The sequence below is a fragment of the Mesorhizobium sp. W050 genome, assembly GCF_054719535.1.
The window spans coordinates 5667106-5688140 of sequence record NZ_JBTTIH010000001.1; the positions used below are offsets into that span (position 1 = coordinate 5667106).

Sequence of the window (21035 nt, forward strand, 5' to 3'; positions counted from 1 at the left end):
CCGCCCGCCGATCCTTATCCCTGCCGCCTGGCCATGAAAGCAAGGCGCTCAAACAGATGCACGTCCTGCTCGTTCTTCAGCAGCGCGCCGTGCAGTTTCGGCAGCGCGTTCCTGGGGTCGGCGCGCAGATCCTCGGGTGCGATGTCGTCGGCGACCAGCAGGCGGATCCAGTCGAGCACCTCGGAGGTCGACGGCTTCTTCTTCAACCCCTGCACGTCGCGGATTTCGTAGAACTGGGTCAGGGCAGCACGCACCAAATTCTGCTTTATGCCGGGATAGTGCACGTCGACGATTTTGTGCAGCGTGTCGACATCGGGAAAGCGGATGTAGTGGAAGAAGCACCGGCGCAGGAAGGCGTCGGGCAGTTCCTTCTCATTGTTGGAAGTGATGATGACGATGGGGCGCACAGCGGCGCGGATCGTTTCGCCGGTTTCGTAGACGAAGAACTCCATCCGATCGAGTTCCTGCAGCAGGTCGTTGGGGAATTCGATATCGGCCTTGTCGATCTCGTCGATCAACAGCACGACCTTCTTACCGGCCGCGAAGGCGTCCCAGAGCTTGCCGCGCTTGATGTAGTTTTTGATGTCGTTGAACCTGGCATCGCCGAGCTGGCTGTCGCGCAGCCGCGAGACAGCATCATATTCATACAGTCCCTGCTGCGCACGGGTGGTCGACTTGACGTGCCATTCGATCAGGTCGAGGCCGAGCGCCGATGCCACCTGGCGGGCAAGCTCGGTCTTGCCGGTGCCCGGCTCGCCCTTGACCAGCAATGGCCGCTCCAGCGCGATCGCGGCGTTCACCGCCACCATCAGATCCTTGTCGGCGACATAGCCGCCGTGCCTTCGAAACGCATACTTGCTCCTCGGTTGGTGAGCGCGACCGTAAGGACGCTGCTTGACCTGTGCAAGGGCGAGCCGGCTGCGACGCAAGCGTGTGAGATCGAAATGGAAACATCGGCTCATGTCACTAGCGCTTGACCGACCAGCCGCCTATATTGGGCTTGGCGGTCTGCGCTTCCCGGCAGGAGAACATTTTCCCCGGGGCCTTAACGATCCTTAGGGAGCTGTCCCTGGGAAGACCCGTGGGTTTTCTCATACGGCGCCCACCTACTTTGTAGGTTCCCGGGATCGCTCTCTCCACCGGTTGTGTGGATCGTCACTTACCTGTATCCGCCCAGTTTGGCGGATGATGTGGTAGAAAACGTCGCTCATGAAACGTCACCCAGATCCGACCTTTTCTATCGTCCGCGGATGACATCTCCCAAAGCCCTGAAAAAGCAGCTGCGCCTCGAGGCACTCGGCCGCCGCGATGCGCTCGATCCGCTGTGGCGGGTGGAGATCGCGCTTGAGATGGCCGAGACGGCGCGCGACCACCTCGCCATCGAGCCGGGTCAGATCGTTTCAGCTTTCTGGCCGATGCGATCGGAAGTCGACATCAGGCCACTGATGTTCGCCTTGCGCGAGAAGGGGGCCAGGCTTTGCCTGCCGGCCATCCTCGACAAGACCACCATCGTCTTTCGCGAACTGGTGCGCGGCGCGCCGATGGTCGAGATGGGTTTTGGCACGGTCGGTCCGCATGCGGAGGCCGAGGTTCTCGATCCCGCGGTGATGCTGGTGCCGCTCGCGGCCTTCGACAGCCGCGGTCATCGCATCGGGTATGGCGCCGGCTATTACGACCGCGCCATCGCCAGGCTGATCGACAAGGGCCAGCCGCCACGACTGATCGGCATCGCTTTCAATTGCCAGGAGGTGGGTCTGGTGCCGGATGAGGCGCACGACGTCATCATCCCGGAAATACTGACCGAGAGCGGTTTGCGCCGCTTCGATATCGCTTAAAAGACCGCGATCCCGCTTAACGCGTTTCCAAGACGTGCCGGATAGTATTCCGGCAACACAGTCCGAGCCGATGGCGGCCATCATGTTTGTCTTCGCACGCTTCCTGCTGATGCCGTTCGTCCTCATAGCGGTGACGCTGTTCGCGATGGCATTGCACATTTCCGGAACGGCCCTGCACCACCAGTTCGCCTGGCATCAGACGGTTGCCACAGTGACGGATGTCAGTTCCTACAGCGAAGCCCAGGGTAATGGCCTCACCACGAAAGGCATCAACGTCGCTGTCACCTATGTCGCGAACGATGCACCGATGACGTGGTCCGGCAAGGGAAAGGACATCGGCCTCTACACGGCGTCCAAAGGCGACGCGGTGAAGTTGTATTACAACCCTGCCAATCCATCGATCCTCGATACCGCGGCGATGAAGGGCTGGCGCGGCGGGCTGTTGCTCCTGGCCGCTACTGGTGGGTTCACTGTTTTCTACGTGTGGTTCTTCTGGCTGCGCGGACGCACCGCACCGCCGGCGTCACCGATGATACCTTCGGCAGTTCGCGTCGCGGGCGCGAGCGCAAAGCCGTCTCAACAGCAGCGTGGTACTTTCGGCCGGCGTTAGCGCCAATCGCCCGGGTAGCGCTTGCCTAGCGTCCGTGCCTCTGGATAGAAGTGGGCATGAGACTTCTCTTCCTCGGCGACATGGTGGGCAAATCGGGACGTACGGCGGTGCGGGAACAACTGCCCAGCCTGATCTCGGATTTCAAACTCGACTTCGTCATCGTCAATGGCGAGAACGCCGCCGGCGGCTTCGGCATCACCGAAGACATTTTTCGCGACACCATCGCCGCCGGTGCCGATGTCGTCACCACCGGCAACCATGTCTGGGACCAGCGCGACGCACTGGTCTTCGCGCCGCGCGAGGAGCGCTTTTTGCGCCCGTCCAACTTCCCCAAGGGAACGCCGGGGCGCGGTTCCGGCGTCTATATCGCCAAAAACGGCGCGCGCGTGCTGGTCGCCAACATTATGGGCCGGGTGTTCATGCATCCCGAGCTCGACGATCCGTTCCAGGCCGGCGAGCGCGAGCTGGCCGCCTGTCCGCTGGGCGAGCAGGCCGATGCCGTGGTCATCGACTTCCATGCCGAAGCGACCTCGGAGAAAATGTGCTTCGCGCATTTCGTCGACGGCCGCGCCAGCCTCGTCATCGGGACCCATACGCACCAGCCGACGGCCGACCACCAGATCCTCAATGGCGGCACGGGCTATATGTCCGATGCCGGCATGTGCGGCGACTATGATTCCTCGCTCGGCATGGACAAGGAAGAACCGCTCAACCGCTTCCTGTCGAAAGTGCCGAAGGGCCGCTTCGAAGCAGCGACCGGACCGGCGACATTGTGCGGCGTCGGCGTCGACATTTCCGACCGGACGGGCCTGGCCGAAAAGATCGCGCCGTTTCGCCGCGGGCCTCGGCTTGAAGAAACCGCGCCATCCTTCTGGTCGTGACATTGATATGGTGGAATATAGTACCTAACTGGCGACGAAACTGCTCTAGATCGTAGAGGGGACGACCTCCATGCAGCTCGTTGACTTCCTGGCGCCGCATTTTCAATTTGTTTCCGATCCAACCGCGTGGGTCGCGTTGCTGACGCTGATCGTGCTCGAGGTCGTGCTCGGCATCGATAATCTGATCTTCATCTCGATCCTGACCAACAAATTGCCTGAAGCGCAGCGCGCCCGCGCCCGGCGTCTCGGCATCTCGGCGGCGCTGATCATGCGGCTGGTGCTGCTCGCCACCATTTCGATCATCGTCCAACTGACCACACCGGTGTTCACCGCTTTCGGCCATGGCTTCTCCTGGCGCGACCTGATCCTGATTGCCGGCGGCCTGTTCCTGGTCTGGAAGGCGACCAAGGAAATCCACCACACCGTCGATCCCGACGACCACAAGGATACAATGATGGGCGAGACGCTGCAGATCTCGCTTGCCGGCGCCATCTTCCAGATCCTGCTGCTCGATCTCGTCTTTTCGATCGATTCGATCATCACCGCCGTCGGCATGACCGACGAGATTGCCATCATGTACATCGCCGTGATCGTGGCGGTGAGCGTGATGATGCTGGCGGCCGGGCCGCTGGCCAACTTCATCGCCAAGAACCCAAGCATCGTCATGCTGGCGCTGGGCTTCCTGCTGATGATCGGCATGACGCTGATCGCCGACGGCATGGGCTATCATGTGCCGAAGGGCTACATCTACGCCGCCATGGGTTTTTCCGCCCTGGTCGAGGGCCTGAACATGCTGGCGCGGCGGCGCAAGAAATCCGGCGGCGGGCATTGAGGCTGGCGCCGCAGGGGCGGCCCTAGCGCCCCGGCATGCCGTTTGGGTAGCGGTCGCCGATCAGGCCAAGCGACAGGCCCTGTTCCAGCCATGCCTTTGCGCCGGCAAGAACCAGTGCGAAGCCGTCGGTCGAGCCGACCGCCTGCTTGACCTGCTCGTCGGCGGTGCCGGCGAAGCCGAAATTGCTGACCTCAAGAAAGGTCGCACCGTCAGGCGTTTCGGCGCCGGGCATCTCCGTGAATGTCCAGACCACAGTGGTCGGCGGATCGCTCCATTGCATGACGATCTTCTTGTTCTCGACGATCTCGCTGACATTGACCATCGCCGAGGCGCCGTACATGCGCCATTCCCAGCGAACCTCTTTGCCGCTATCCAGCCGGCCGCTACTGTGGGTAAACCAGAATTTCGTGGTGATGGCCGGGTTGACGATCGCCTCGAAGACCTCGTCGACCGGCCGCTTAATCAGCATGCCGGCTTCGGCAGTCGGCGTTTTGTGAATTTCCATCGATGCTCCTTCTTGTCCGGTTTGCGCTCACCAGGCGTCAGGCTCGCGCACCATGTGAACGATGCTGGCCGGGTTGGCGATCCAGAAGCCGCGAAAGCCTTCGCCCAGGGGCTCGACCGCGTCGCAACGGACGACGCCGGCCTTGGCGAGATGATCCGCAATGGCTGCAGAATCGTCGGTGAAAAGCTCAAGCCAGACTTCGGCCTGGCTCAGCATCGGCGCCTCGTCGATCCACAGACGGTTTGGGCCAAGCTCGAAGCCGATGGCTGGCGTCTTGGCGGTGAATGGCTTCAAGCCGACGACATCACGATAGAAGGCGATCGTCGCCTCGTATTGATGCGGGGGCACTTTCATGGCGATGTTGATGCCGCCGGTCATTTTCGCGGTCATTGCGGTCTCCGTTGCGCTGTTCATCTGTTTGTCTCGTTGGCCGGCTCGCCCCTCATCTCGCCGCGGTAGTAGCCGTCGCGCAGGTTGATGCCGTATTCGACATAGGCCTTCATGCAAGCCAGCATCTGCGACCAGCCCTCGCAATTGAGGTAGGATTTCTGCAGGCCGACCACGCCTTCCGGCCAGCCGGATTCAGCAATGGTCACAAGGGTGCCGCCATCGTCCAGCGGCTCGAAGTTCATCTCGATGCGTGTCTTGTAGGCCGGCCTGTCGTCGGCATCTGTGGCATCCCAGCGCAACACGATGCGGCTGTCCTTGACCACTTCATCGACCTCGACCGGCACTTTTCCCCACCAGACGACACCGATGCCGGCTTCCAGCGGGGCGCTGGCGCCGCCGATGGTGGTGAAATAGCCGCTGAGCTTCTCCGGATTGACGACGGCGTCGAAGACTTCGGCGACCGGTTTGCCGATGCGCCCGGAAACTCTGAATCCAAGAGACATATCCACAGCTCCTTCCTTGATTGGCTCGACGATATGTTATAGAAACATAACATGTCAAGCCAAACCGCAGACGATCACGTTTTCAAGGCGTTGGCGCATCCGCGCCGTCGCGAATTGCTGGATCAGCTGAAGGATGCGCCGCAGACGACCGGCATGTTGTGCGAGGCGTTTCCCGACATCGATCGCTGCACCGTCATGCTGCATCTCAAGGTGCTGGAAGAAGCTGAACTGGTGGTGGCAAAGCGCGAAGGGCGCGAGCGCTGGAACCATCTCAACGCGCTGCCGATCAAGCACATCCACGACCGCTGGATCAGCCAGTATGCCGGCCATGCGCTCAGCATTATCGACCGGCTGAAGTCCGATCTGGAGGGGTGAACCGGCGCGGCTGGACGAATTGAGCCGATTTATCTATAAGCCGGCCATTCCGACAGAGAACGCCGTGCATCCATCGCGTTGCACCTTGGACGGCTCTGAAAATTTGAATTCGAGTATCGCGGAAGACGAGGTGAGATCACCTCGTTTCGGGATGCTCTTAGCCTAAGACAACAGGGGTGCCATGGCTGGCCATTCACAGTTCAAGAACATCATGCACCGCAAGGGCCGCCAGGATGCGGTGCGGTCGAAAATGTTTTCCAAGCTGGCGCGCGAAATCACCGTCGCCGCCAAGAGCGGAACACCGGATCCGTCGATGAACCCGCGTTTGCGCCTGGCCATTCAGAACGCCAAGGCGGTGTCGATGCCGAAGGACAACATCCAGCGCGCCATCAACAAGGCATCGATGGGCGATGCCGAGAATTACGAAGCGGTGCGCTATGAAGGCTATGGGCCAGGCGGCGTGGCGCTGATCGTCGAGGCGCTGACCGACAACCGCAACCGCTCGGCCTCGAATGTGCGCGCCGCCTTCACCAAAGCCGGCGGTGCGCTTGGTGAAACCGGCTCGGTGTCGTTCATGTGGAACCGCGCCGGCGAGATTTACTATCCGGCCTCCGCCGGCAGCGCCGACAAGGTGATGGACGCGGCGATCGAGGCCGGCGCCGATGACGTCGAGTCCGACGAGGAAGGCCACACCATCTACTGCGCGTTCGAGAGTATGGGCGAAGTGTCTAAGGCGCTGGAAGCCTCGCTTGGCGAGGCCGAATCGGTGAAGCCGATCTGGCAGCCGCAGAACAATGTCCCGGTCGACGAAGAGCGGGCGCAATCGCTGATGAAACTGGTGGCAACGCTCGAGGACGATGACGACGTGCAGAGCGTCTACGCCAATTTCGAGGTTGACGACGAGACCATGGCCAAGCTCAGCGCGGCATGATCGACCAGGACATTGGCGGAACTCAATCCGACATGAGCGAGCTGCACATCATCCGCATCACCTATTGCACCCAGTGCCAGTGGCTGCTGCGGGCCGGCTGGATGGCGCAGGAGCTGCTCTCCACCTTCGGCACGGATCTCGGTGAAGTGACGCTGGTGCCGGGCACAGGCGGCATCTTCACCGTTTCCTGCAACGATGTGCTGATCTGGGACCGCAAGCGCGACGGCGGCTTTCCCGATGCCGCCAAGCTCAAGCAGCTGGTGCGCGACGTCATCGATCCGGACCGGGATCTAGGCCATTCCGACCGCAAGGGTCACACGCAAAACGACCCCGCTTGAGGCGAGGTCTTCTGCATTTCGGAGTGCCATTCTTCAGAGTAATGCGAAGATGAAGCAGGCCATCGACACGATGGCGGTGATGGTGCGGACGTGGTTCCACATCACCCATTGATTCAGATGGTTCGCCCACACGGCGGCGCCATTGGCGCTGGCCGGGTCGACGGCGGCGAGCGCATCGTTGAGCGGCACATTGAAGACCATGGTCACGATCGGGTTGCCGATCAAATAGATCACGGCGCCGGCAAGCAACCAGTACGAGCCGGACTGGCTCCACCCCATGATGGCGGCGGCGATAAGCACCAGACAGAGCAGGCCGGTGCCGAACAGCGCCGTCATGAAGGTGGGCGTGATCACCGTGATGTTGATCGAATTCATCGCCGCGATGCCCTGAGGGACCGGCAGCCGGGCAAGCGCCGCCATGATAAAGTTGGAAAAGGCGAAGAACACGCCGCCGACGACGCCCGAGCCGATTGCAGCGATGATGGTGAGGGTGGGAAAAAGCTTGATCATCTCAGTTGCTCCAGATGCCGGTTGCAGCGGTTTCATTTGCGTAGGCGGAAAAGTCTTTCGGCGCGCGGCCGAGCACACGCTGGACGCCGTCGGTCAGCGTCTCGTTGCGGCCGTCAAGCACTTCAGTGAACAGCTCGTTGAGCAGCCAGGCGATTTCGGGCGGCAGTTCGTATGCCGCCGTCGCGGCGGTGAATTCGTCATGCGAGATCTTGATATAGCGGATGTCGCGGCCGGTCGCCTTGGCGATCTCGGCAACCGCGTCGGCGAAGCTTAGCAGCCGCGGCCCGGTCAACTCATAGAGCTGGCCGACATGACCCGGTTCGGTCAGCGCAACGAAGGCAGCATCGGCGATGTCGTCGACATCGACGAAGGGCTCGCCAACAGGGCCGACAGGCAAAGCCACTTCGCCTTGCCGCAAGGACTCGACGAGAAAACCTTCGCTGAAATTCTGCGAAAACCAAGCGCAACGCAGGATCGTCCAGTCAGCGCCCGAGGCTTTGACCATCTCTTCGGCGCGCTGGGCTTCGGTCTCGCCGCGGCCGGAGAGCAGCACCATGCGGGTGACGCCATTTGCCACCGCAAGCCTGGCGAAGGCGCCGACGGTCTCGGCGGCGCCCGGCACGGCGATGTCGGGATAGTAACTGATGTAGACGGCGCCTACGCCCTGCATGGCAGGCTCCCAGGTCGCCGGAACCTCCCAGTCGAAGCGGGGACTGCCGGAACGCGAGCCGATGCGCACGGGGATGCCCTGTGAGGTCAGCCGCTCGGCGAGGCGACGGCCGGTCTTGCCAGTGCCGCCGAGGATCAGGACTGGTTTGGTGTCGGTCATTGTGGCTTTCCTTTGTTTACAAACGTGAGTAACACTCACATTTGCAAAACGTGATAAACCCTCGTATTTTGCGAGTCAAGCCGTTTGTTGGCAGATTTTGTCGAGACCGGAGGCCGTCATGGAAGACACAGCAACGCCCGCATCTGCCCAGGAGCAGGTCGCATCGCCGCGACGGGCGCCCACCCAGCAACGCAGCCGCGAGCGGGTCGAGCGTATGCTGGCCGCAGCCTCGGCGCTGATTGCCGAGCAAGGCAGCGACGCCATGCGCATGGGCGAGGTGGCGGAACGGGCCGCGGTGTCGATCGGCTCGCTCTACCAGTTCTTTCCCGACAAGCGGGCGATCGTCTGGGCGCTGGCCGAGCGCTACACCGCCGAAAGCCAGGCCTGCATCTCCTCGGCGCTCAAGGATGTCGTCGACGCCGAGGGCCTGCGGCATGCGTTTTCGGAGCTGGTGGATATCTACTATCAGCTGTTCCTGGCCGAGCCGGTGATGCGCGACATCTGGTCGGGCACGCAGGCCGACAAGGCGCTGCGCCAGCTCGAACTCGCCGACAGCCGGGCGAATGCCGAATTCCTGACCATGGTGCTGAAGCGGCTGCATCCCGGCGCCGATCCGGTGGCGCTGGAGACCACAGCGTTTCTGGTCTGGCAGATGGGCGAGGCTGCCGTGCGGCTGGCGATCTCGGTCGATCGGCAGGAGGGCGACAGGCTGGTCGCCGCCTATAAGCGCATGGCGCTGCGGGAATTGGTGGAGGGGTAGGCTCGCACCACTCCGGGAAGGGTCGCGCTTCGAAGAGGGTGGAGGCGCGGGACCGCACCCGACCCTTGGGCCGACCTCCCCACAAGCGGGAGGTATCGGCGCGTAGCTTGAAGGGACTGACTTTGGCGGCAACAAAAAACCCGCCACAAAGGCGGGTTCTTGATTCTGCGCTACGGGTAAACTTTAAAGGCCGAAACCTTCGAAGCGCTTCTTGAACTTCGACAGGCGGCCGCCGCGGTCGAGCAGGGTCTGCTGGCCGCCGGTCCAGGCCGGGTGCGTGGTCGGATCGATATCGAGGTTCATCGTATCGCCTTCCTTGCCCCAGGTCGAACGGGTCGAGTATTCGGTGCCATCGGTCATGACGACCTTGATGGTGTGGTAGTCGGGATGGATATCGGCCTTCATTGTCGTGCTTCCTGGCTTGTGGCGCTGCCGACGGCCCGTGGCCTGCGTCGATGCGCCCCTTTTTAAAACTCGAAGCCGCAGCTATTGAAAAGCCACGGCTTCTAAAACGGTCGGCGAGCCTATACATCAGCCGGAATTGAATCACAAGGCCACGGCAGGCGCATATTGAACGCGCCCACCTGGAGCGGCCAGAGGAACGGTCATGGCGGACATCAGCGGCGAGCAAGACGGGCGCAGGCGCTCGCTCGGGCCGCTCAGGCGCCTATATCCCTATATATTCCGCTACCGCAAACTGGTCATAGGCGCCCTCATTTCGCTCGCCATCGCCGCAGCGACGACGCTGGCGCTGCCGCTGGCCGTGCGGCGCATGATCGACCACGGTTTCAGCGCTTCCAGCACCGTCTTCATCGCCGAATATTTCGCCGCTTTGGTGGCGATGGCAGCCATTCTGGCGGCGGCATCGGCCGGACGCTACTACTTCGTCATCACGCTCGGCGAGCGGGTCGTTGCCGACATCCGCAGCGACGTGTTTTCGCATGTCACGACGCTTTCGCCGTCCTTCTTCGACACCGCGCAATCGGGCGAGATCGTCTCGCGGCTTGCCGCCGACACCACGCAGGTGAAATCCGCCGTCGGCGCCACTGCCTCGGTGGCGCTGCGCAACGTCATCCTCGGGCTCGGCGCGGTGGCGATGATGGTTATCACCAGCCCGAAACTATCGGGCTTGGTGATCGCGGCCATTCCGCTCATCGTGCTGCCGCTGGTCGCGTTCGGCCGTTCGGTGAGGCGCCGGTCACGGCAGGCGCAGGATACGCTGGCGCAAGCGACCGCCTATGCCAGCGAGCAGATCGGCGCGGTGCGCACGCTGCAGGCGTTCACCAACGAGACGCTGGTCACCGGGCGGTTCTCGGCCGCGGTGGAAGCCGCCTTCCAAGCGGCGCGCTCGTCGATCTTCTCCCGCTCGCTGCTCACCTTCTTTGCCATCTTCATGATCTTTTCCTCGGTCGTGGCGGTGTTGTGGTTCGGCTCGCGTGACGTGCTTGCCGGCACGATGTCGCCCGGTACGCTCGGCCAGTTCCTGCTTTACTCCGTGTTTGCCGCAGGCGCGCTGGGCGCACTGTCGGAAGTCTGGGGCGAGCTTGCCCAGGCGGCGGGTGCGGCCGAAAGGCTGACCGAGATACTCGACGAGACGCCGGCGATTCAACCGCCGGCCAATCCGCTGCCGCTGCCCGCCAAGGCGACAGGCGCGATCAGCTTCGACGACGTCTCCTTCTCCTACCCGGCAAGGCCGGACCGTGCCGCCGTCCACGGCTTGAGTTTTCAGGTCAAGCCGGGCGAGACGGTGGCGATCGTCGGCCCGTCGGGCGCCGGAAAGAGCACCGTCTTTTCGCTGATTCTGCGCTTCTACGATCCCGAAACCGGCCGCATCGCCATTGACGGCGTCGACGTGCGCGAAGCCGATCCGGCTGAAGTGCGGGAGCGCATTGCGATCGTGCCGCAGGATGTCACCATCTTTGCGGCAAGCGCGCGCGACAATATCGGCTTTGGCAGGCCGGGCGCGACGAATGCCGAGATCGAGGCCGCCGCCGGGGACGCGCTGGCCGACGAGTTCATCCTCAGGCTCGACAAGGGCTATGATAGCCAGGTCGGCGAGCGCGGCGTCACCTTGTCCGGCGGCCAACGTCAGCGCGTGGCGATCGCCCGCGCCATCCTGCGCGACGCGCCGATCCTGCTGCTCGACGAAGCCACGTCGGCGCTCGACGCCGAAAGCGAAACGCTGGTGCAGACGGCGCTGGAACGGCTGATGCAGGGCCGCACCACCATCGTCATCGCCCACCGGCTGGCGACCGTGCTGAAGGCCGACCGCATCCTGGTCATGGATGGCGGCCGCATCGTCGAGGAAGGCACGCACCAGAGCCTGGTCGCCAAGGGCGGCATCTATGCAAGGCTGGCCAAGCTGCAGTTCGAAACCGGAGCAAGCGCCTTCAGGGGTGCCGCGGAGTAGCAACCCGCAATCAGGCGGGACCATACCGCTTGCGGAGATGCTCGGTGAAATGCGCGGCATTCAGTTTCTCGCCCGTGGCGCGCTCAAGCAGTTCGGGCGTCGACCAGCGCGATCCCTGCGACCAGATATTGTCGCGGCGCCAGTCATTGATGGCGGCGAAATTGCCCCTGGCGAGATCGCTGTCGGCTGAAGGATGGTCGCGCGTCAGCGCAGCCCATTGCTGCGCCGCCATCATGGCGCCCAGCGTATAGGACGGGAAATAGCCGAAGGCGGCGCCTGGCCAATGCACGTCCTGCATCGGTCCGTCGGCTGGGTTGTCGATGGTCGAAAGGCCAAGATACTCCCGTATCTTGGCGTCCCACGCTTCGGGCAGGTCGGCCGCCTGCAGCCGCCCCGAGACCAGCTCCTGCTCCAACTCGTAGCGCAGGATGACATGCAGCGGGTAGGTGACCTCGTCGGCGTCGACGCGGATCAGGCCGCGCTCGACCCGGTGCACATGCGGCAGGATGTCGTCCAGCGACCAGGCCTCGCCGAGATGCTTTTCCACCACCGGTAGCGCCCAGCGCCAGAATTCGGGGTTGCGGCCGATCTGCTTCTCGACGAACAGGCTCTGGCTTTCATGCACCGCCATGCCGCGCGCCTTGCCGAGCGGCCAGTGCGCCCAGGCCTTCGGCAGGTTCTGCTCGTAGAGCGCGTGGCCGGTCTCGTGCAGCACGCCCATCAAAGCCGACAGGAAATCGGACGTTTTGTAGCGGGTGGTGATGCGCACGTCGCTCGGCACGCCGCCGCAGAAGGGATGGTGCGATACGGACAGAGAACCGTGGGTGAGGTCGAAGCCGACCGAAGCCATCATGGCGAGACCAAGCTCGCGCTGCCGGTCGATCGCATAGCTGCCGGAGAGCGGCTTCACGGGATGCCTGGCCAGGCGCGCTTCCTGCGCGGCCAGGGCTTCCGGCACGAAGCCCTTCAGGAATGTCTTCAGCTCGGTGAACACCGGCGTGATGTCGGCGGCGCGGTTGCCAGGATCGTATTGCTCCATCAGCGCGTCGTAGGGATCGAGGCCGAGCGCGTCGGCGCGCAGGGCGGCTTCCTCGCGCACCAGCGCGATGACACCTTCGAGCGCCGGCAGGAATCCGGCCCAGTCATTCTTGGCGCGCAGGTCGCGCCAGAGCTGCTCGGAGCGCATACGCGCCACCGTCTGGCGCTCGACGAATTCGACCGGCAGGCAGGTCAGGTTGGTGTATTGGCGACGCAGTTCGCGGACCGCCGCCTGCTGCTCCTCGTTCAGCGCCTCCTGTTCGGCGGCGGCGAGCCAGTCGGCGATCTCCGGCGCCGTTGCCCTGATATGCAGCATCCCGGCCAGGGACGACATGGCTTCGGCGCGCTTCTCGCCGCCGCCGACGGCCATGTGGGTCGCCTCGTCGGCGCCGAGGATAGCGAGCGCATGTTCCAGCGCTTCGAGCTTGTGGCCGAGATCATCGAGCTTCTGAAAAGACATGACAGGTTCCGCGTTTTGGACCGCGGGAAAAGATACCAACGCGCCAGGATTGGCAACCCTCAAAGGTGGCTATGCAGCTTGCGCCGGTGAGCTGGTGCGTGGAATGCTGGCTGACGGTGGAACACCGCCATGGAGGGGAGACTAAGATGATCGGCAATATCCTGGTCGGGCTGGTGGCCCTGATCCACCTCTTTATCGTCTATCTGGAGATGGTGGCGTGGGACACACCGCGCGGGCACAGGGCGTTCAACCTCAAGCCGGACTTCGCCAGCGCATCGAAGGTGCTCGCCGCCAATCAGGGGCTCTACAACGGCTTCCTTGCCGCCGGGCTGATCTGGGGCCTCTATCTCGGCGCGGCGGGATTCCAGATCAAGGTGTTCTTCCTGCTTTGCATCGCCGTCGCCGGCCTCTATGGCGCGGCGACTGCCAGCCGGAAGATCCTCTATATTCAGACCGTGCCGGCGGTGCTGGCCCTCGCTGCGCTGTGGCTGGGCTGGTGACAAAAAAGACGCCCTCGGAGCCAGATCCGGGGGCGTCAGACAGTCCCTTCCTCATTCCTGGAGATATCAGAGCGGATCTCAGCCGTTCGGATAATTCCCACCGTCGGAGCCATCACCGATCATGAAGCCGCTGCCGGTGTCGGACATCAGCCTCTGATCGACATTGTCGAGGCGGCGCAGCAGATCGTGATATTGCGCGGCCGGGATCCGGCCATGGTCCGAAGCGGCGACCCGTTCGGCGGCCTGGCCGATATGCGCCGCACGCAGATGCAGCCACTGCGCTTCCGAGGTCGAGATGCCCTTGGTTTCGCGCGCATCCGCGATGCCCTGTTCGACGCCCCGCACCTGCTCGATCAGGCCGGTCACACGCGGACCGGTCATGTCGGTCGGGTCGCTGGCGTCGAGGGCGCCCTTGTGATGTCCGGCGGCATAGGCGCCGGCGAGTGGAACAGTGATCAGAAGTGTCGTGAGGGTTGCGGTCCTGAGAGTCTTCAAAGAGCGCATGATGTGCGTCTCCTCCTGCTATGGAAGGGGCAAGCGCTTTCGCTCCGCCTTCCGGAAGCGGGCCGTCCGGTTCCGTCGCGTCGCGATGGGAGGCATCGCCGGCGGTTCTCGGCCCTGCGCGTCAAAGTAGGAGCCCGGAAACGCGAAGTGTAATTAAAGAAAGATAATGTTTTCAGGCCTTGCCGGCCTGGCGTTTCGCCCTAGAGTTGAGCTGGCAAACAATTTCGCGTGACTGAAAATCACCGTTCGGTGAGTTTCAGTTCAATGCGTCGGTTCTTGTTGCGGGCGTCTTCGGTGTCGGCGGGGTCGAGCGGCTGGAATTCGCCGAAGCCGGCCGCAACCAGCCGGTTGGCGGGCACGCCGTTCTCGATCAGGAACTTGACCACCGAGGTCGAACGCGCCGTCGACAATTCCCAATTGTCGCGATAGCGGCCGGCGCCGGACAGCGGCTTGTTGTCGGTGTGGCCGTCGACGCGCAGCACCCAGTTGATCTCGGGCGGGATTTCCTTTTGCAACTCGATGATGGCGTCGGCGAGCTTCTTCATCTCGACCTTGCCGGCATCGTTGATCACTTCGGAGCCGGTCGGGAACAGAACTTCCGACTGGAAGACGAAGCGGTCGCCGACGATGCGGATGTTCTCGCGATCGGCGAGGATTTCGCGCAGGCGGCCGAAGAAGTCGGAGCGGTACCGGTTCAGTTCCTGCACGCGCTGCGCCAGCGCGACGTTGAGCCGACGGCCGAGATCGGCGATCTTGGTGTTGGAATCGCGGTCGCGCGTTTCGGACACGTTGAGGGCGTCCTCGAGCGCGCCGATCTGCTTGCGCAGTGCCGCGATCTGCTGGTTCAGGATCTCGACCTGGCTCAGCGCCTGCTGGCTGATCTGGCGCTGGCTGTCGAGTTCGCCGCCGAGTTCCGCGGCGCGCTGGGTGGCGGCGTCGCCGGCGCCGGCACCTTGTGCCAGCAGCTGCTCGAGCCGGCTCTTCTCAGCTTCGGCGGCCGACAGCGACGCCTGCAGATTGGCCAGCGAATCGTCCTTGTCCTGCGCGCTCGAGCGCTCCAGCGCCAGCAACTGCGTCAGTTCGTTGATCTGCGAGTTGAGGCGCGTGAGCGCCGTATCTTTGCCGGAGAGTTCGCGTCCGAGCAGGAACTGCGCCAGCACGAAAACGGTGAGCAGGAACATGATGGCGAGCAGCAGCGTCGACAGCGCGTCGACGAAGCCCGGCCAATAGTCGATCCGGCGATCGGTGCGCCGGCCCCTGGCGAGAGCCATGCTAGTGGACCCCGGGTTTCTTCAGCGCGTCGGCGATCTTTTCCAGCGTGTTGCGCATCGCCTTCTGCTCGTCCGATTGGGCCTCGACCCAGTCGCGCATGATCTGCTGCTCGGAGCGCATGTTCTTGACCAGTCCGGAAATGCCGTCGGCGAGATTGGCCATGGCGGTGGCGACGCGCGGATTGGAGCCGCCGCCGCTTTCCTGCATGCTGCGCAGCCGTTCCGACAGGACCCGGATCTCGTCGGAGGATTCAGTCTTGGCCGGGTCGGCGACGGCGATGTCGGAGGAGAGATCGGTGACCGAGGACAGCCAGTTTTCAAGCTCGGTATAGAAGCGGGTCTGCGCGCGGCCGGCCTGCAGGTCGAGGAAGCCTAGCACCAGCGACCCGGAAAGGCCGAACAGCGAGGACGAAAAGGCCGTACCCATGCCGGCCAGCGGCGCCGACAGCCCCTGCTTCAGCGAATCGAGCACCGCGGCGGCGTCGCCGGTGCCGGGATCGAGCGATTCGATGGTTTCGCGGATCGAGCCGATGGTGTTGAGCAGGCCCCAGAAGGTGCCGAGCAGACCGAGGAACACCAGCAACCCGACGAGATAGCGCGAGGTGTCGCGGCTTTCGTCGAGGCGGGTGGCGATCGAATCCAGCATGGTGCGCATCGAAGACGTCGAGAAGGCGACCGTCGAGGAGCGGCCGATCATCGCCTTCATCGGCGCCAGCAGCACCGGCTCGGTGGTTTCGGAACCGGCGCGGAAGGAATTGACCCAGCGCACTTCGCGAAACAGTCGTCCGACCTGGGCGAAGGCGAGCAGGATGCCGACCACAAGGACGCCGACGATGAGGCCATTGAGGCCGGGATTGCTCCCGAAAGCGGTCGAGATCTGGCGGGTGAGGATGGCGGCGATGAAGGCGACGATGACCAGGAAGATGACCATGGTCAGGAGGAAGACCTGCGGGCTCGACAGTTTGTGCGGATCGTACATCAGGACATCAGAACGCCTGCCCACGCCGAAGGATCTGAGAAAAGCCATCCGTGCCCCGTTTCCGATGCTCTATTTGCCTTGACGCAATTCCGAACGGGAAGCCGCTCATACTTCCCTGGAACCGCTCCATTGCCGCCGATCACGTAATTCGCGACTCTAAACGGAATTGTGACCAAATTGAATGGCGCTTGGCAATATTGCCCGACTGTCGGGCCGCACCACGCCGTTCAGAGGCGGTTGACGACCAGGCAGTCGACCATGGCGGCAAGATGCAGCCCGGCGCCGGTGACGACAAAGCCGTGCCAGAGGGCATTGTGGAAGCGCAGGCGTTTCCAGGCGAAGAAGATGACGCCGCAGGAGTACACGACGCCGCCGGCGACAATCAGCGCGATCGAAGTCGTCGGCAACGTCGCCACCAGCGGCTTGACCAGGACGACGCCGCTCCAGCCGATGGCGAGATAGAAGACAATGGCCAGACGATCAAAGCGGCCGGGCAGGAACACTTTCATGGCAATGCCGGTCAAAGCAGCGGTCCAGACAAGGACAATCATCGGCAGCGCCAGCGGCGAGCCGTCGAGCTGGGCCAGAAAGGGCGTGTAGGTCGCGGCGATCAGGAGGTAGATCGCCGCATGATCGAAGCGCCGCAAGATCCACTTCGCCGGCGACGTCACCGGCCACAGATTGTAGGTCAGCGAAATCAACAGCACAGTCAGCAGCGACACCACGAAGAAGGCGGCGGCGATGTATTCGCCGGGACCGGCATGGAAGGCGGCCAGCGCCAGCAAGGCCGAGCCGGCTGCTATCGCCAGCACGATGCCGACCGCATGGACGATGCCATCGGCGATCATCTCCGCACGCGAGTAGTGCCAACGCCCGACAAAAGGGATTTCAATTGGCTGGTCTGGCTGCGCCTCTCGCGAGGATAGTGAAGGTATGCTCGTCATAAAAGATCCTGCGTCCCCTTATCTGGGCGGCCGCCGGGCAGTATTTCAAGCTTTGATTGCGGTTTTGCGACTGCGGCGCTTCAGCACGCCGCGCCGGCATGCCAAGTGATCAGCGCGCCGAAAGCGGCTTCTTCACCGCCTTGAGCAGCGCGCGCTGGATGACCTCGTTGCCGGCGACGAGCGAACCCGCCTCGAGCATATCCTGGCCGCCATCCATGTCGGAGACGAAGCCACCGGCCTCGCGGATCAGCAGCAGGCCGGCGGCAATGTCCCAGGCCGAAAGGCCGGTTTCCCAAAAGCCGTCCATGCGGCCGGCGGCGACATAAGCGAGATCGAGCGCGGCGGAACCCAGGCGGCGCACGCCCGAGACCTCGGCCATCACATTGCGCAACTCGACGAGGAAATTGCCGTGCTGGCCGCGGCCGAGATGCGGCACGCCGCAGCCGATGACGCAGTCGGTGAGCTTGCTGCGGCCGGCAACGCGCAGCCGGCGATCGTTCATGAAGGCGCCGCCGCCGCGCTCGGCGGTGTAGAGCTCATCCATTGCCGGATTGTAGATGACAGCGGCGACCAACTGGCCCTGTCGCTCCAGCGCGATCGAGATGGAAAAGATCGGAATGCCGTGCAGGAAATTGGTGGTGCCGTCGAGCGGGTCGACGATCCAACGGTGCTGGTCGTCGTCCCCTGCGATCATGCCGCGCTCTTCCATCAGGAAGGCATAGCCCGGCCGTGCCTTCGACAGTTCGGCAAACAGAATGTCCTCGGCCTTGCGGTCGGCTTGGCTGACATAGTCGCCCGGTCCCTTCATCGACACCTGCAGGTTCTGCACCTCGCCGAAGTCGCGCGACAGCGAGCGGCCGGCCTTCATGGCGGCCTGGACCATGACATTGAGAAGTGCGGAGCGTGCCATCGTATCTGTTCCTGCCTACGCGTCAGTCTGCGCGGCGCATGTAGGTGAGTTCGTTGGTGTCGACGACGATGCGTTCGCCGGCGCCGATGAATGGCGGCACCAGCACGCGGATGCCGTTTTCCAGCACCGCCGGCTTGTACGAGGACGCGGCCGTCTGGCCCTTCACCACCGGGTCGGCCTCGGTGATGGTCAGCGTCACCTGGTCGGGCAGCGAAATGCCGATCGGCCTGTCCTCATAGAGCTGGACCGTCACCATCATGCCGTCCTGCAGGAAGGCGGCGCGGTCGCCGACGAAATCCTTCGCCAGCTCGAGTTGCTCGTAGCTCTGCGTGTCCATGAACACCAGCGCGTCGTCCTGGGCGTAGAGGAAGGAAAAATCCTTCAGATCGAGCCGGATCTGCTCGACGGTCTCCGCCGAGCGGAAGCGCTCGTTGAGCTTGGTGCCGTTGATCAGGTTCTTCAGTTCGACCTGGTTGTACGCGCCGCCCTTGCCGGGCTTGACGGTGTTGGTCCTGACCGCCACCCAGAGGCCGCCATCGTGTTCGATGACATAGCCGGGACGGATTTCGTTGCCATTGATCTTGGCCATGATGAGATTGATCCGGGATGCTACCAACGGCTTGGCCGTTGGTATGGGGATGGTCGCTGGACAAGCGATTTCGGGCCCCCAAGACCACAAATCGGCAGGAGAGGCAAGGGATGCCAGATCGCCCGACAGCGGCTGGTAGCCTCAAACCTGGGCTGCAATGACTTTGCCGACGGCCTCGACGATGGCATCCGCAGCCTCAGTCAGCCGGTTGAGATGAGGCGAGCGAAGTGCGGCGACCTGTAAGGAAAGGTCGACATCTGCCGTGTTGACGAGCATGAGGCCGTCGGGAAGTCGGCGCCTTGCAAGACGCAACGGCATTAGCCCAAGGCCGTGCCCCCGACGGACCCATTCCATCTGCAAGGCCGGATCCTGTATCTCCGCCGCGATCTCGAAATGACGCCTTCCGCCGACCAGAACGGACGTGAGCTTCTGGCGCGCGTCGCAAGGTGCCGGACTAAGCACCCACGGCATGGGTGTCCGGCCACCGTCTTCCGGATCGGCGACGGTGGACGCAGCTATGACGCCAAGACGTTCAGTGCCAAGCGCTTCCGGACCTGGCTTGTCCGACGATCGCAGAACAATCGTCACATCGAGCTCGCCGCGTTCGAATTGATCGATCAGTTCGGCGCTCCAGCCGGTCTTGAGCCGTAGCGACACTTTCGGGAACGCCGCCGCGGCGTTGGCGATGGCCCCCGCTATGTCGCGGTCCGAGAGGCCATGGGCGAGACCCAGGCGGAACAGTCCTTCCGGCTCGGTCTTTCCGGCGAAGGATTTCAGCGCTTCTACGGAAGCGATGATATCGCGGCCGCGCGCCAGCACTTCCAGCCCCGTCGGCGTCAGTCGCGGCGGCTTTTGCCGGCGGTCGAGCAGCGTCGTGCCAAGCATGTCCTCCAGCCGCTGGATTTGCCGGGTCACAGCCGGCTGCGTCAGCGGCAGGCGCCGGGCGACCTTCTGGATCGAGCCCTCCTCGGCAAACAGGGCGAGCGTGCGTAATTCCTCAAGCATAGCCAGAACGATGTTTTGCAAGCATAATCATTCTGAACATTATGAATTTGAAATCCACCGCCTGGCAAGCGATTTTCCTTTCAAACGGAAGGACAATGACAATGAAGGCAATCGAACTGCAGAAGCCGGGCGGCATCGACAATCTCAAGATGGTCGAACGACCAACGCCGGAGCCCGGCCGTCAGGAGATGATCGTCCGCGTCAAGGCGACGGCGCTCAACTACCGCGATGTCGAGATCGCGCGCGGCAGCTATCACACGACATTCCCCTTGCCGCTGGTGCCGCTTTCCGACGGCGTCGGCGAGGTCGTTGCGGTTGGCTCCGAGGTCAGCCGCTTCAAGGTCGGCGACCGGGTCTGCGGCACGTTCTGGCAGCGATGGGTCGGCGGCAGCTTCGCCATGGCCGAACCCTCATACCAGCGCGGCGGCCCCATCGACGGTTTGCTGAGCGAATTCGCCCGGCTGGACGAACAGGCGGCTGTCATCGCGCCGGCGCATCTCAGCGACGTAGAGGCGGCGACGTTACCCTGCGCCGCCGTCACCGCTTGGCATGCCTTGTTTACGGAAGGCAACCTCAAGCCGGGCGAGACCGTGCTCAGCCTCGGCACGGGCGGCGTATCGCTGTTTGCCATGCAGTTCGCGAAGGCGGCCGGCGCGCGGGTCGTCGTTACGTCGAGCAGCGATGAGAAGCTTGCCCGGGCGAAGGGGCTTGGCGCGCATGATGGCGTCAACTACCGCGACAATCCGGATTGGTCGTCGGCCGTGCTGGCGCTGACCGATGGCCGCGGCGCCGATCACATCATCGAAGTCGGTGGTCCCCAAAGTTTCGCGCAGTCGCTCAAGGCGTCGGCGCGCGGCGCCCAGATCAACGTCATCGGCTATCTCGGCGGCAGCGAAGGGGTGATCAATCCGCTCGACATCTTCCGACGCCAGGTGAAAGCACGCGGCATACCGGTCGGCTCGCGCGAGTCCTTCGAAGCGATGAACCGGGCGCTCGCCGTCAATCGGCTGCGGCCGGTGATCGACCGGGTCTTCCCATGGGCAGAGGCAGCGCAGGCCTTTCGCCATCTCGAACACGGCTCTCCCTTCGGCAAGGTCGTGCTGGATCATACAGAGTGACGTTGCGT

25 protein-coding genes, 1 other RNA gene and 1 pseudogene are annotated in these 21035 nt (G+C 63.3%); 12 read left to right on the forward strand and 15 right to left on the reverse strand.

What is annotated here, in order from left to right:
* Positions 1-14: 14 nt before the first annotated feature.
* Positions 15-853 (reverse strand): annotated as a pseudogene (locus tag ACYG9Y_RS27355) (AAA family ATPase).
* Positions 854-1002: 149 nt separating this feature from the next.
* Between ACYG9Y_RS27355 and ssrS the strand changes: the two are divergent.
* The 5 genes from ssrS (at position 1003) to ACYG9Y_RS27380 (ending at position 4158) form a co-directional block, all read left to right on the forward strand.
* Positions 1003-1158: non-coding RNA, 6S RNA (gene ssrS, locus ACYG9Y_RS27360), on the forward strand.
* Between the two features lie 92 nt (positions 1159-1250).
* Entirely contained in the window at positions 1251-1835 is a 585-nt protein-coding gene (locus ACYG9Y_RS27365; RefSeq protein ID WP_023684148.1) for a 5-formyltetrahydrofolate cyclo-ligase, read from the forward strand.
* Positions 1836-1917: 82 nt separating this feature from the next.
* Positions 1918-2445: a DUF3592 domain-containing protein gene (locus tag ACYG9Y_RS27370; protein WP_198018614.1), complete on the forward strand. Its 528-nt coding sequence runs from the start codon at positions 1918-1920 to the stop codon at positions 2443-2445.
* A gap of 56 nt (positions 2446-2501) precedes the next feature.
* Complete coding sequence (locus ACYG9Y_RS27375; RefSeq protein WP_023737884.1) at positions 2502-3326, forward strand: TIGR00282 family metallophosphoesterase; 825 nt, start codon at positions 2502-2504, stop codon at positions 3324-3326.
* 70 nt (positions 3327-3396) lie between these two features.
* Positions 3397-4158, forward strand: a complete 762-nt coding sequence (locus tag ACYG9Y_RS27380; RefSeq protein ID WP_023737883.1) for a TerC family protein — start codon at positions 3397-3399, stop codon at positions 4156-4158.
* A gap of 22 nt (positions 4159-4180) precedes the next feature.
* On the opposite strand, the gene ACYG9Y_RS27385 is transcribed toward ACYG9Y_RS27380, so the two are convergent.
* Genes ACYG9Y_RS27385 through ACYG9Y_RS27395 form a run of 3 tightly spaced genes read right to left on the reverse strand, consistent with a single transcriptional unit; the run spans position 4181 to position 5556 of the window.
* On the reverse strand, positions 4181-4663 hold the full coding sequence (locus tag ACYG9Y_RS27385; protein WP_023684152.1) for an SRPBCC family protein: 483 nt from the start codon (positions 4661-4663) through the stop codon (positions 4181-4183).
* A gap of 27 nt (positions 4664-4690) precedes the next feature.
* Complete coding sequence (locus tag ACYG9Y_RS27390; RefSeq protein ID WP_023726167.1) at positions 4691-5053, reverse strand: VOC family protein; 363 nt, start codon at positions 5051-5053, stop codon at positions 4691-4693.
* A 20-nt stretch (positions 5054-5073) separates the two neighbouring features.
* On the reverse strand, positions 5074-5556 hold the full coding sequence (locus ACYG9Y_RS27395; RefSeq protein ID WP_023684154.1) for an SRPBCC domain-containing protein: 483 nt from the start codon (positions 5554-5556) through the stop codon (positions 5074-5076).
* Positions 5557-5607: 51 nt separating this feature from the next.
* Here ACYG9Y_RS27395 and ACYG9Y_RS27400 point away from each other — a divergent pair, with 51 nt between their 5' ends.
* From ACYG9Y_RS27400 to ACYG9Y_RS27410, 3 genes are all read left to right on the forward strand, one after another.
* The gene (locus ACYG9Y_RS27400) at positions 5608-5931 is read left to right on the forward strand and encodes an ArsR/SmtB family transcription factor (RefSeq protein ID WP_023737882.1); all 324 of its coding nucleotides are present in this window, start codon (positions 5608-5610) and stop codon (positions 5929-5931) included.
* Positions 5932-6112: 181 nt separating this feature from the next.
* Positions 6113-6862 carry a YebC/PmpR family DNA-binding transcriptional regulator gene (locus tag ACYG9Y_RS27405; protein WP_023668740.1) on the forward strand — a complete coding sequence of 250 codons (750 nt, stop codon included), beginning with the start codon at positions 6113-6115 and terminating at the stop codon, positions 6860-6862.
* Between the two features lie 32 nt (positions 6863-6894).
* Positions 6895-7200 (forward strand): Rdx family protein, encoded by a 306-nt coding sequence (locus ACYG9Y_RS27410; RefSeq protein WP_031253460.1) that lies wholly within the window; start codon positions 6895-6897, stop codon positions 7198-7200.
* Between the two features lie 33 nt (positions 7201-7233).
* Here ACYG9Y_RS27410 and ACYG9Y_RS27415 read toward each other — a convergent pair whose 3' ends face one another.
* The gene (locus tag ACYG9Y_RS27415; RefSeq protein WP_023737880.1) at positions 7234-7710 is read right to left on the reverse strand and encodes an anthrone oxygenase family protein; all 477 of its coding nucleotides are present in this window, start codon (positions 7708-7710) and stop codon (positions 7234-7236) included.
* Between the two features lies 1 nt (position 7711).
* Positions 7712-8539, reverse strand: a complete 828-nt coding sequence (locus ACYG9Y_RS27420) for an NAD(P)H-binding protein (RefSeq protein WP_023737879.1) — start codon at positions 8537-8539, stop codon at positions 7712-7714.
* Positions 8540-8657: 118 nt separating this feature from the next.
* Here ACYG9Y_RS27420 and ACYG9Y_RS27425 point away from each other — a divergent pair, with 118 nt between their 5' ends.
* Positions 8658-9299: a TetR/AcrR family transcriptional regulator gene (locus ACYG9Y_RS27425; protein WP_023737878.1), complete on the forward strand. Its 642-nt coding sequence runs from the start codon at positions 8658-8660 to the stop codon at positions 9297-9299.
* A gap of 183 nt (positions 9300-9482) precedes the next feature.
* Here the strand turns inward: ACYG9Y_RS27425 and rpmE are convergent, their stop codons facing one another.
* Positions 9483-9704, reverse strand: a complete 222-nt coding sequence (gene rpmE / locus ACYG9Y_RS27430) for a 50S ribosomal protein L31 (protein ID WP_023668748.1) — start codon at positions 9702-9704, stop codon at positions 9483-9485.
* Positions 9705-9906: 202 nt separating this feature from the next.
* Here rpmE and ACYG9Y_RS27435 point away from each other — a divergent pair, with 202 nt between their 5' ends.
* A complete protein-coding gene (locus ACYG9Y_RS27435; RefSeq protein ID WP_023737877.1) occupies positions 9907-11709 on the forward strand; it encodes an ABC transporter transmembrane domain-containing protein in 1803 nt (600 codons plus the stop codon).
* 10 nt (positions 11710-11719) lie between these two features.
* Here ACYG9Y_RS27435 and ACYG9Y_RS27440 read toward each other — a convergent pair whose 3' ends face one another.
* Positions 11720-13207 carry a carboxypeptidase M32 gene (locus ACYG9Y_RS27440; protein WP_023733004.1) on the reverse strand — a complete coding sequence of 496 codons (1488 nt, stop codon included), beginning with the start codon at positions 13205-13207 and terminating at the stop codon, positions 11720-11722.
* Between the two features lie 146 nt (positions 13208-13353).
* On the opposite strand from ACYG9Y_RS27440, the gene ACYG9Y_RS27445 reads away from it, so the two are divergent.
* A complete protein-coding gene (locus tag ACYG9Y_RS27445) occupies positions 13354-13707 on the forward strand; it encodes a DUF1304 domain-containing protein (protein WP_023668751.1) in 354 nt (117 codons plus the stop codon).
* 78 nt (positions 13708-13785) lie between these two features.
* On the opposite strand, the gene ACYG9Y_RS27450 is transcribed toward ACYG9Y_RS27445, so the two are convergent.
* The 7 genes from ACYG9Y_RS27450 to ACYG9Y_RS27480 form a co-directional block, all read right to left on the reverse strand.
* A complete protein-coding gene (locus ACYG9Y_RS27450; protein WP_023737876.1) occupies positions 13786-14211 on the reverse strand; it encodes a hypothetical protein in 426 nt (141 codons plus the stop codon).
* 239 nt (positions 14212-14450) lie between these two features.
* Positions 14451-15482, reverse strand: coding sequence for a peptidoglycan -binding protein (locus tag ACYG9Y_RS27455; protein ID WP_023684164.1), 1032 nt, complete (start codon positions 15480-15482; stop codon positions 14451-14453).
* A gap of 1 nt (position 15483) precedes the next feature.
* Positions 15484-16509, reverse strand: a complete 1026-nt coding sequence (locus ACYG9Y_RS27460; protein WP_023668754.1) for a MotA/TolQ/ExbB proton channel family protein — start codon at positions 16507-16509, stop codon at positions 15484-15486.
* A 179-nt stretch (positions 16510-16688) separates the two neighbouring features.
* Entirely contained in the window at positions 16689-17405 is a 717-nt protein-coding gene (gene trhA / locus ACYG9Y_RS27465) for a PAQR family membrane homeostasis protein TrhA (protein ID WP_023737875.1), read from the reverse strand.
* 109 nt (positions 17406-17514) lie between these two features.
* On the reverse strand, positions 17515-18315 hold the full coding sequence (locus ACYG9Y_RS27470) for an inositol monophosphatase family protein (protein ID WP_023684166.1): 801 nt from the start codon (positions 18313-18315) through the stop codon (positions 17515-17517).
* 22 nt (positions 18316-18337) lie between these two features.
* A complete protein-coding gene (efp, locus tag ACYG9Y_RS27475) occupies positions 18338-18904 on the reverse strand; it encodes an elongation factor P (protein WP_023668757.1) in 567 nt (188 codons plus the stop codon).
* A 141-nt stretch (positions 18905-19045) separates the two neighbouring features.
* The gene (locus ACYG9Y_RS27480; RefSeq protein WP_023737874.1) at positions 19046-19930 is read right to left on the reverse strand and encodes a LysR family transcriptional regulator; all 885 of its coding nucleotides are present in this window, start codon (positions 19928-19930) and stop codon (positions 19046-19048) included.
* An 80-nt stretch (positions 19931-20010) separates the two neighbouring features.
* Here ACYG9Y_RS27480 and ACYG9Y_RS27485 point away from each other — a divergent pair, with 80 nt between their 5' ends.
* The gene (locus ACYG9Y_RS27485; protein WP_023737873.1) at positions 20011-21027 is read left to right on the forward strand and encodes a zinc-dependent alcohol dehydrogenase family protein; all 1017 of its coding nucleotides are present in this window, start codon (positions 20011-20013) and stop codon (positions 21025-21027) included.
* Positions 21028-21035 lie beyond the last annotated feature (8 nt).

Coding starts and splice junctions, on each gene's coding strand:
- ACYG9Y_RS27420 (WP_023737879.1), bottom strand. CDS start 8,539: ATGACCGACACCAAACCAGTCCTGATCCTCGGCGGCACTGGCAAGACC.
- ACYG9Y_RS27385 (WP_023684152.1), bottom strand. CDS start 4,663: ATGGAAATTCACAAAACGCCGACTGCCGAAGCCGGCATGCTGATTAAG.
- ACYG9Y_RS27455 (WP_023684164.1), bottom strand. CDS start 15,482: ATGGCTCTCGCCAGGGGCCGGCGCACCGATCGCCGGATCGACTATTGG.
- ACYG9Y_RS27450 (WP_023737876.1), bottom strand. CDS start 14,211: ATGCGCTCTTTGAAGACTCTCAGGACCGCAACCCTCACGACACTTCTG.
- ACYG9Y_RS27380 (WP_023737883.1), top strand. CDS start 3,397: ATGCAGCTCGTTGACTTCCTGGCGCCGCATTTTCAATTTGTTTCCGAT.
- ACYG9Y_RS27425 (WP_023737878.1), top strand. CDS start 8,658: ATGGAAGACACAGCAACGCCCGCATCTGCCCAGGAGCAGGTCGCATCG.
- ACYG9Y_RS27370 (WP_198018614.1), top strand. CDS start 1,918: ATGTTTGTCTTCGCACGCTTCCTGCTGATGCCGTTCGTCCTCATAGCG.
- efp (WP_023668757.1), bottom strand. CDS start 18,904: ATGGCCAAGATCAATGGCAACGAAATCCGTCCCGGCTATGTCATCGAA.
- ACYG9Y_RS27405 (WP_023668740.1), top strand. CDS start 6,113: ATGGCTGGCCATTCACAGTTCAAGAACATCATGCACCGCAAGGGCCGC.
- ACYG9Y_RS27440 (WP_023733004.1), bottom strand. CDS start 13,207: ATGTCTTTTCAGAAGCTCGATGATCTCGGCCACAAGCTCGAAGCGCTG.
- ACYG9Y_RS27390 (WP_023726167.1), bottom strand. CDS start 5,053: ATGACCGCGAAAATGACCGGCGGCATCAACATCGCCATGAAAGTGCCC.
- rpmE (WP_023668748.1), bottom strand. CDS start 9,704: ATGAAGGCCGATATCCATCCCGACTACCACACCATCAAGGTCGTCATG.
- ACYG9Y_RS27435 (WP_023737877.1), top strand. CDS start 9,907: ATGGCGGACATCAGCGGCGAGCAAGACGGGCGCAGGCGCTCGCTCGGG.
- ACYG9Y_RS27415 (WP_023737880.1), bottom strand. CDS start 7,710: ATGATCAAGCTTTTTCCCACCCTCACCATCATCGCTGCAATCGGCTCG.
- ACYG9Y_RS27395 (WP_023684154.1), bottom strand. CDS start 5,556: ATGTCTCTTGGATTCAGAGTTTCCGGGCGCATCGGCAAACCGGTCGCC.
- trhA (WP_023737875.1), bottom strand. CDS start 17,405: ATGACGAGCATACCTTCACTATCCTCGCGAGAGGCGCAGCCAGACCAG.
- ACYG9Y_RS27365 (WP_023684148.1), top strand. CDS start 1,251: ATGACATCTCCCAAAGCCCTGAAAAAGCAGCTGCGCCTCGAGGCACTC.
- ACYG9Y_RS27485 (WP_023737873.1), top strand. CDS start 20,011: ATGAAGGCAATCGAACTGCAGAAGCCGGGCGGCATCGACAATCTCAAG.
- ACYG9Y_RS27400 (WP_023737882.1), top strand. CDS start 5,608: ATGTCAAGCCAAACCGCAGACGATCACGTTTTCAAGGCGTTGGCGCAT.
- ACYG9Y_RS27375 (WP_023737884.1), top strand. CDS start 2,502: ATGAGACTTCTCTTCCTCGGCGACATGGTGGGCAAATCGGGACGTACG.
- ACYG9Y_RS27445 (WP_023668751.1), top strand. CDS start 13,354: ATGATCGGCAATATCCTGGTCGGGCTGGTGGCCCTGATCCACCTCTTT.
- ACYG9Y_RS27460 (WP_023668754.1), bottom strand. CDS start 16,509: ATGGCTTTTCTCAGATCCTTCGGCGTGGGCAGGCGTTCTGATGTCCTG.
- ACYG9Y_RS27470 (WP_023684166.1), bottom strand. CDS start 18,315: ATGGCACGCTCCGCACTTCTCAATGTCATGGTCCAGGCCGCCATGAAG.
- ACYG9Y_RS27410 (WP_031253460.1), top strand. CDS start 6,895: ATGAGCGAGCTGCACATCATCCGCATCACCTATTGCACCCAGTGCCAG.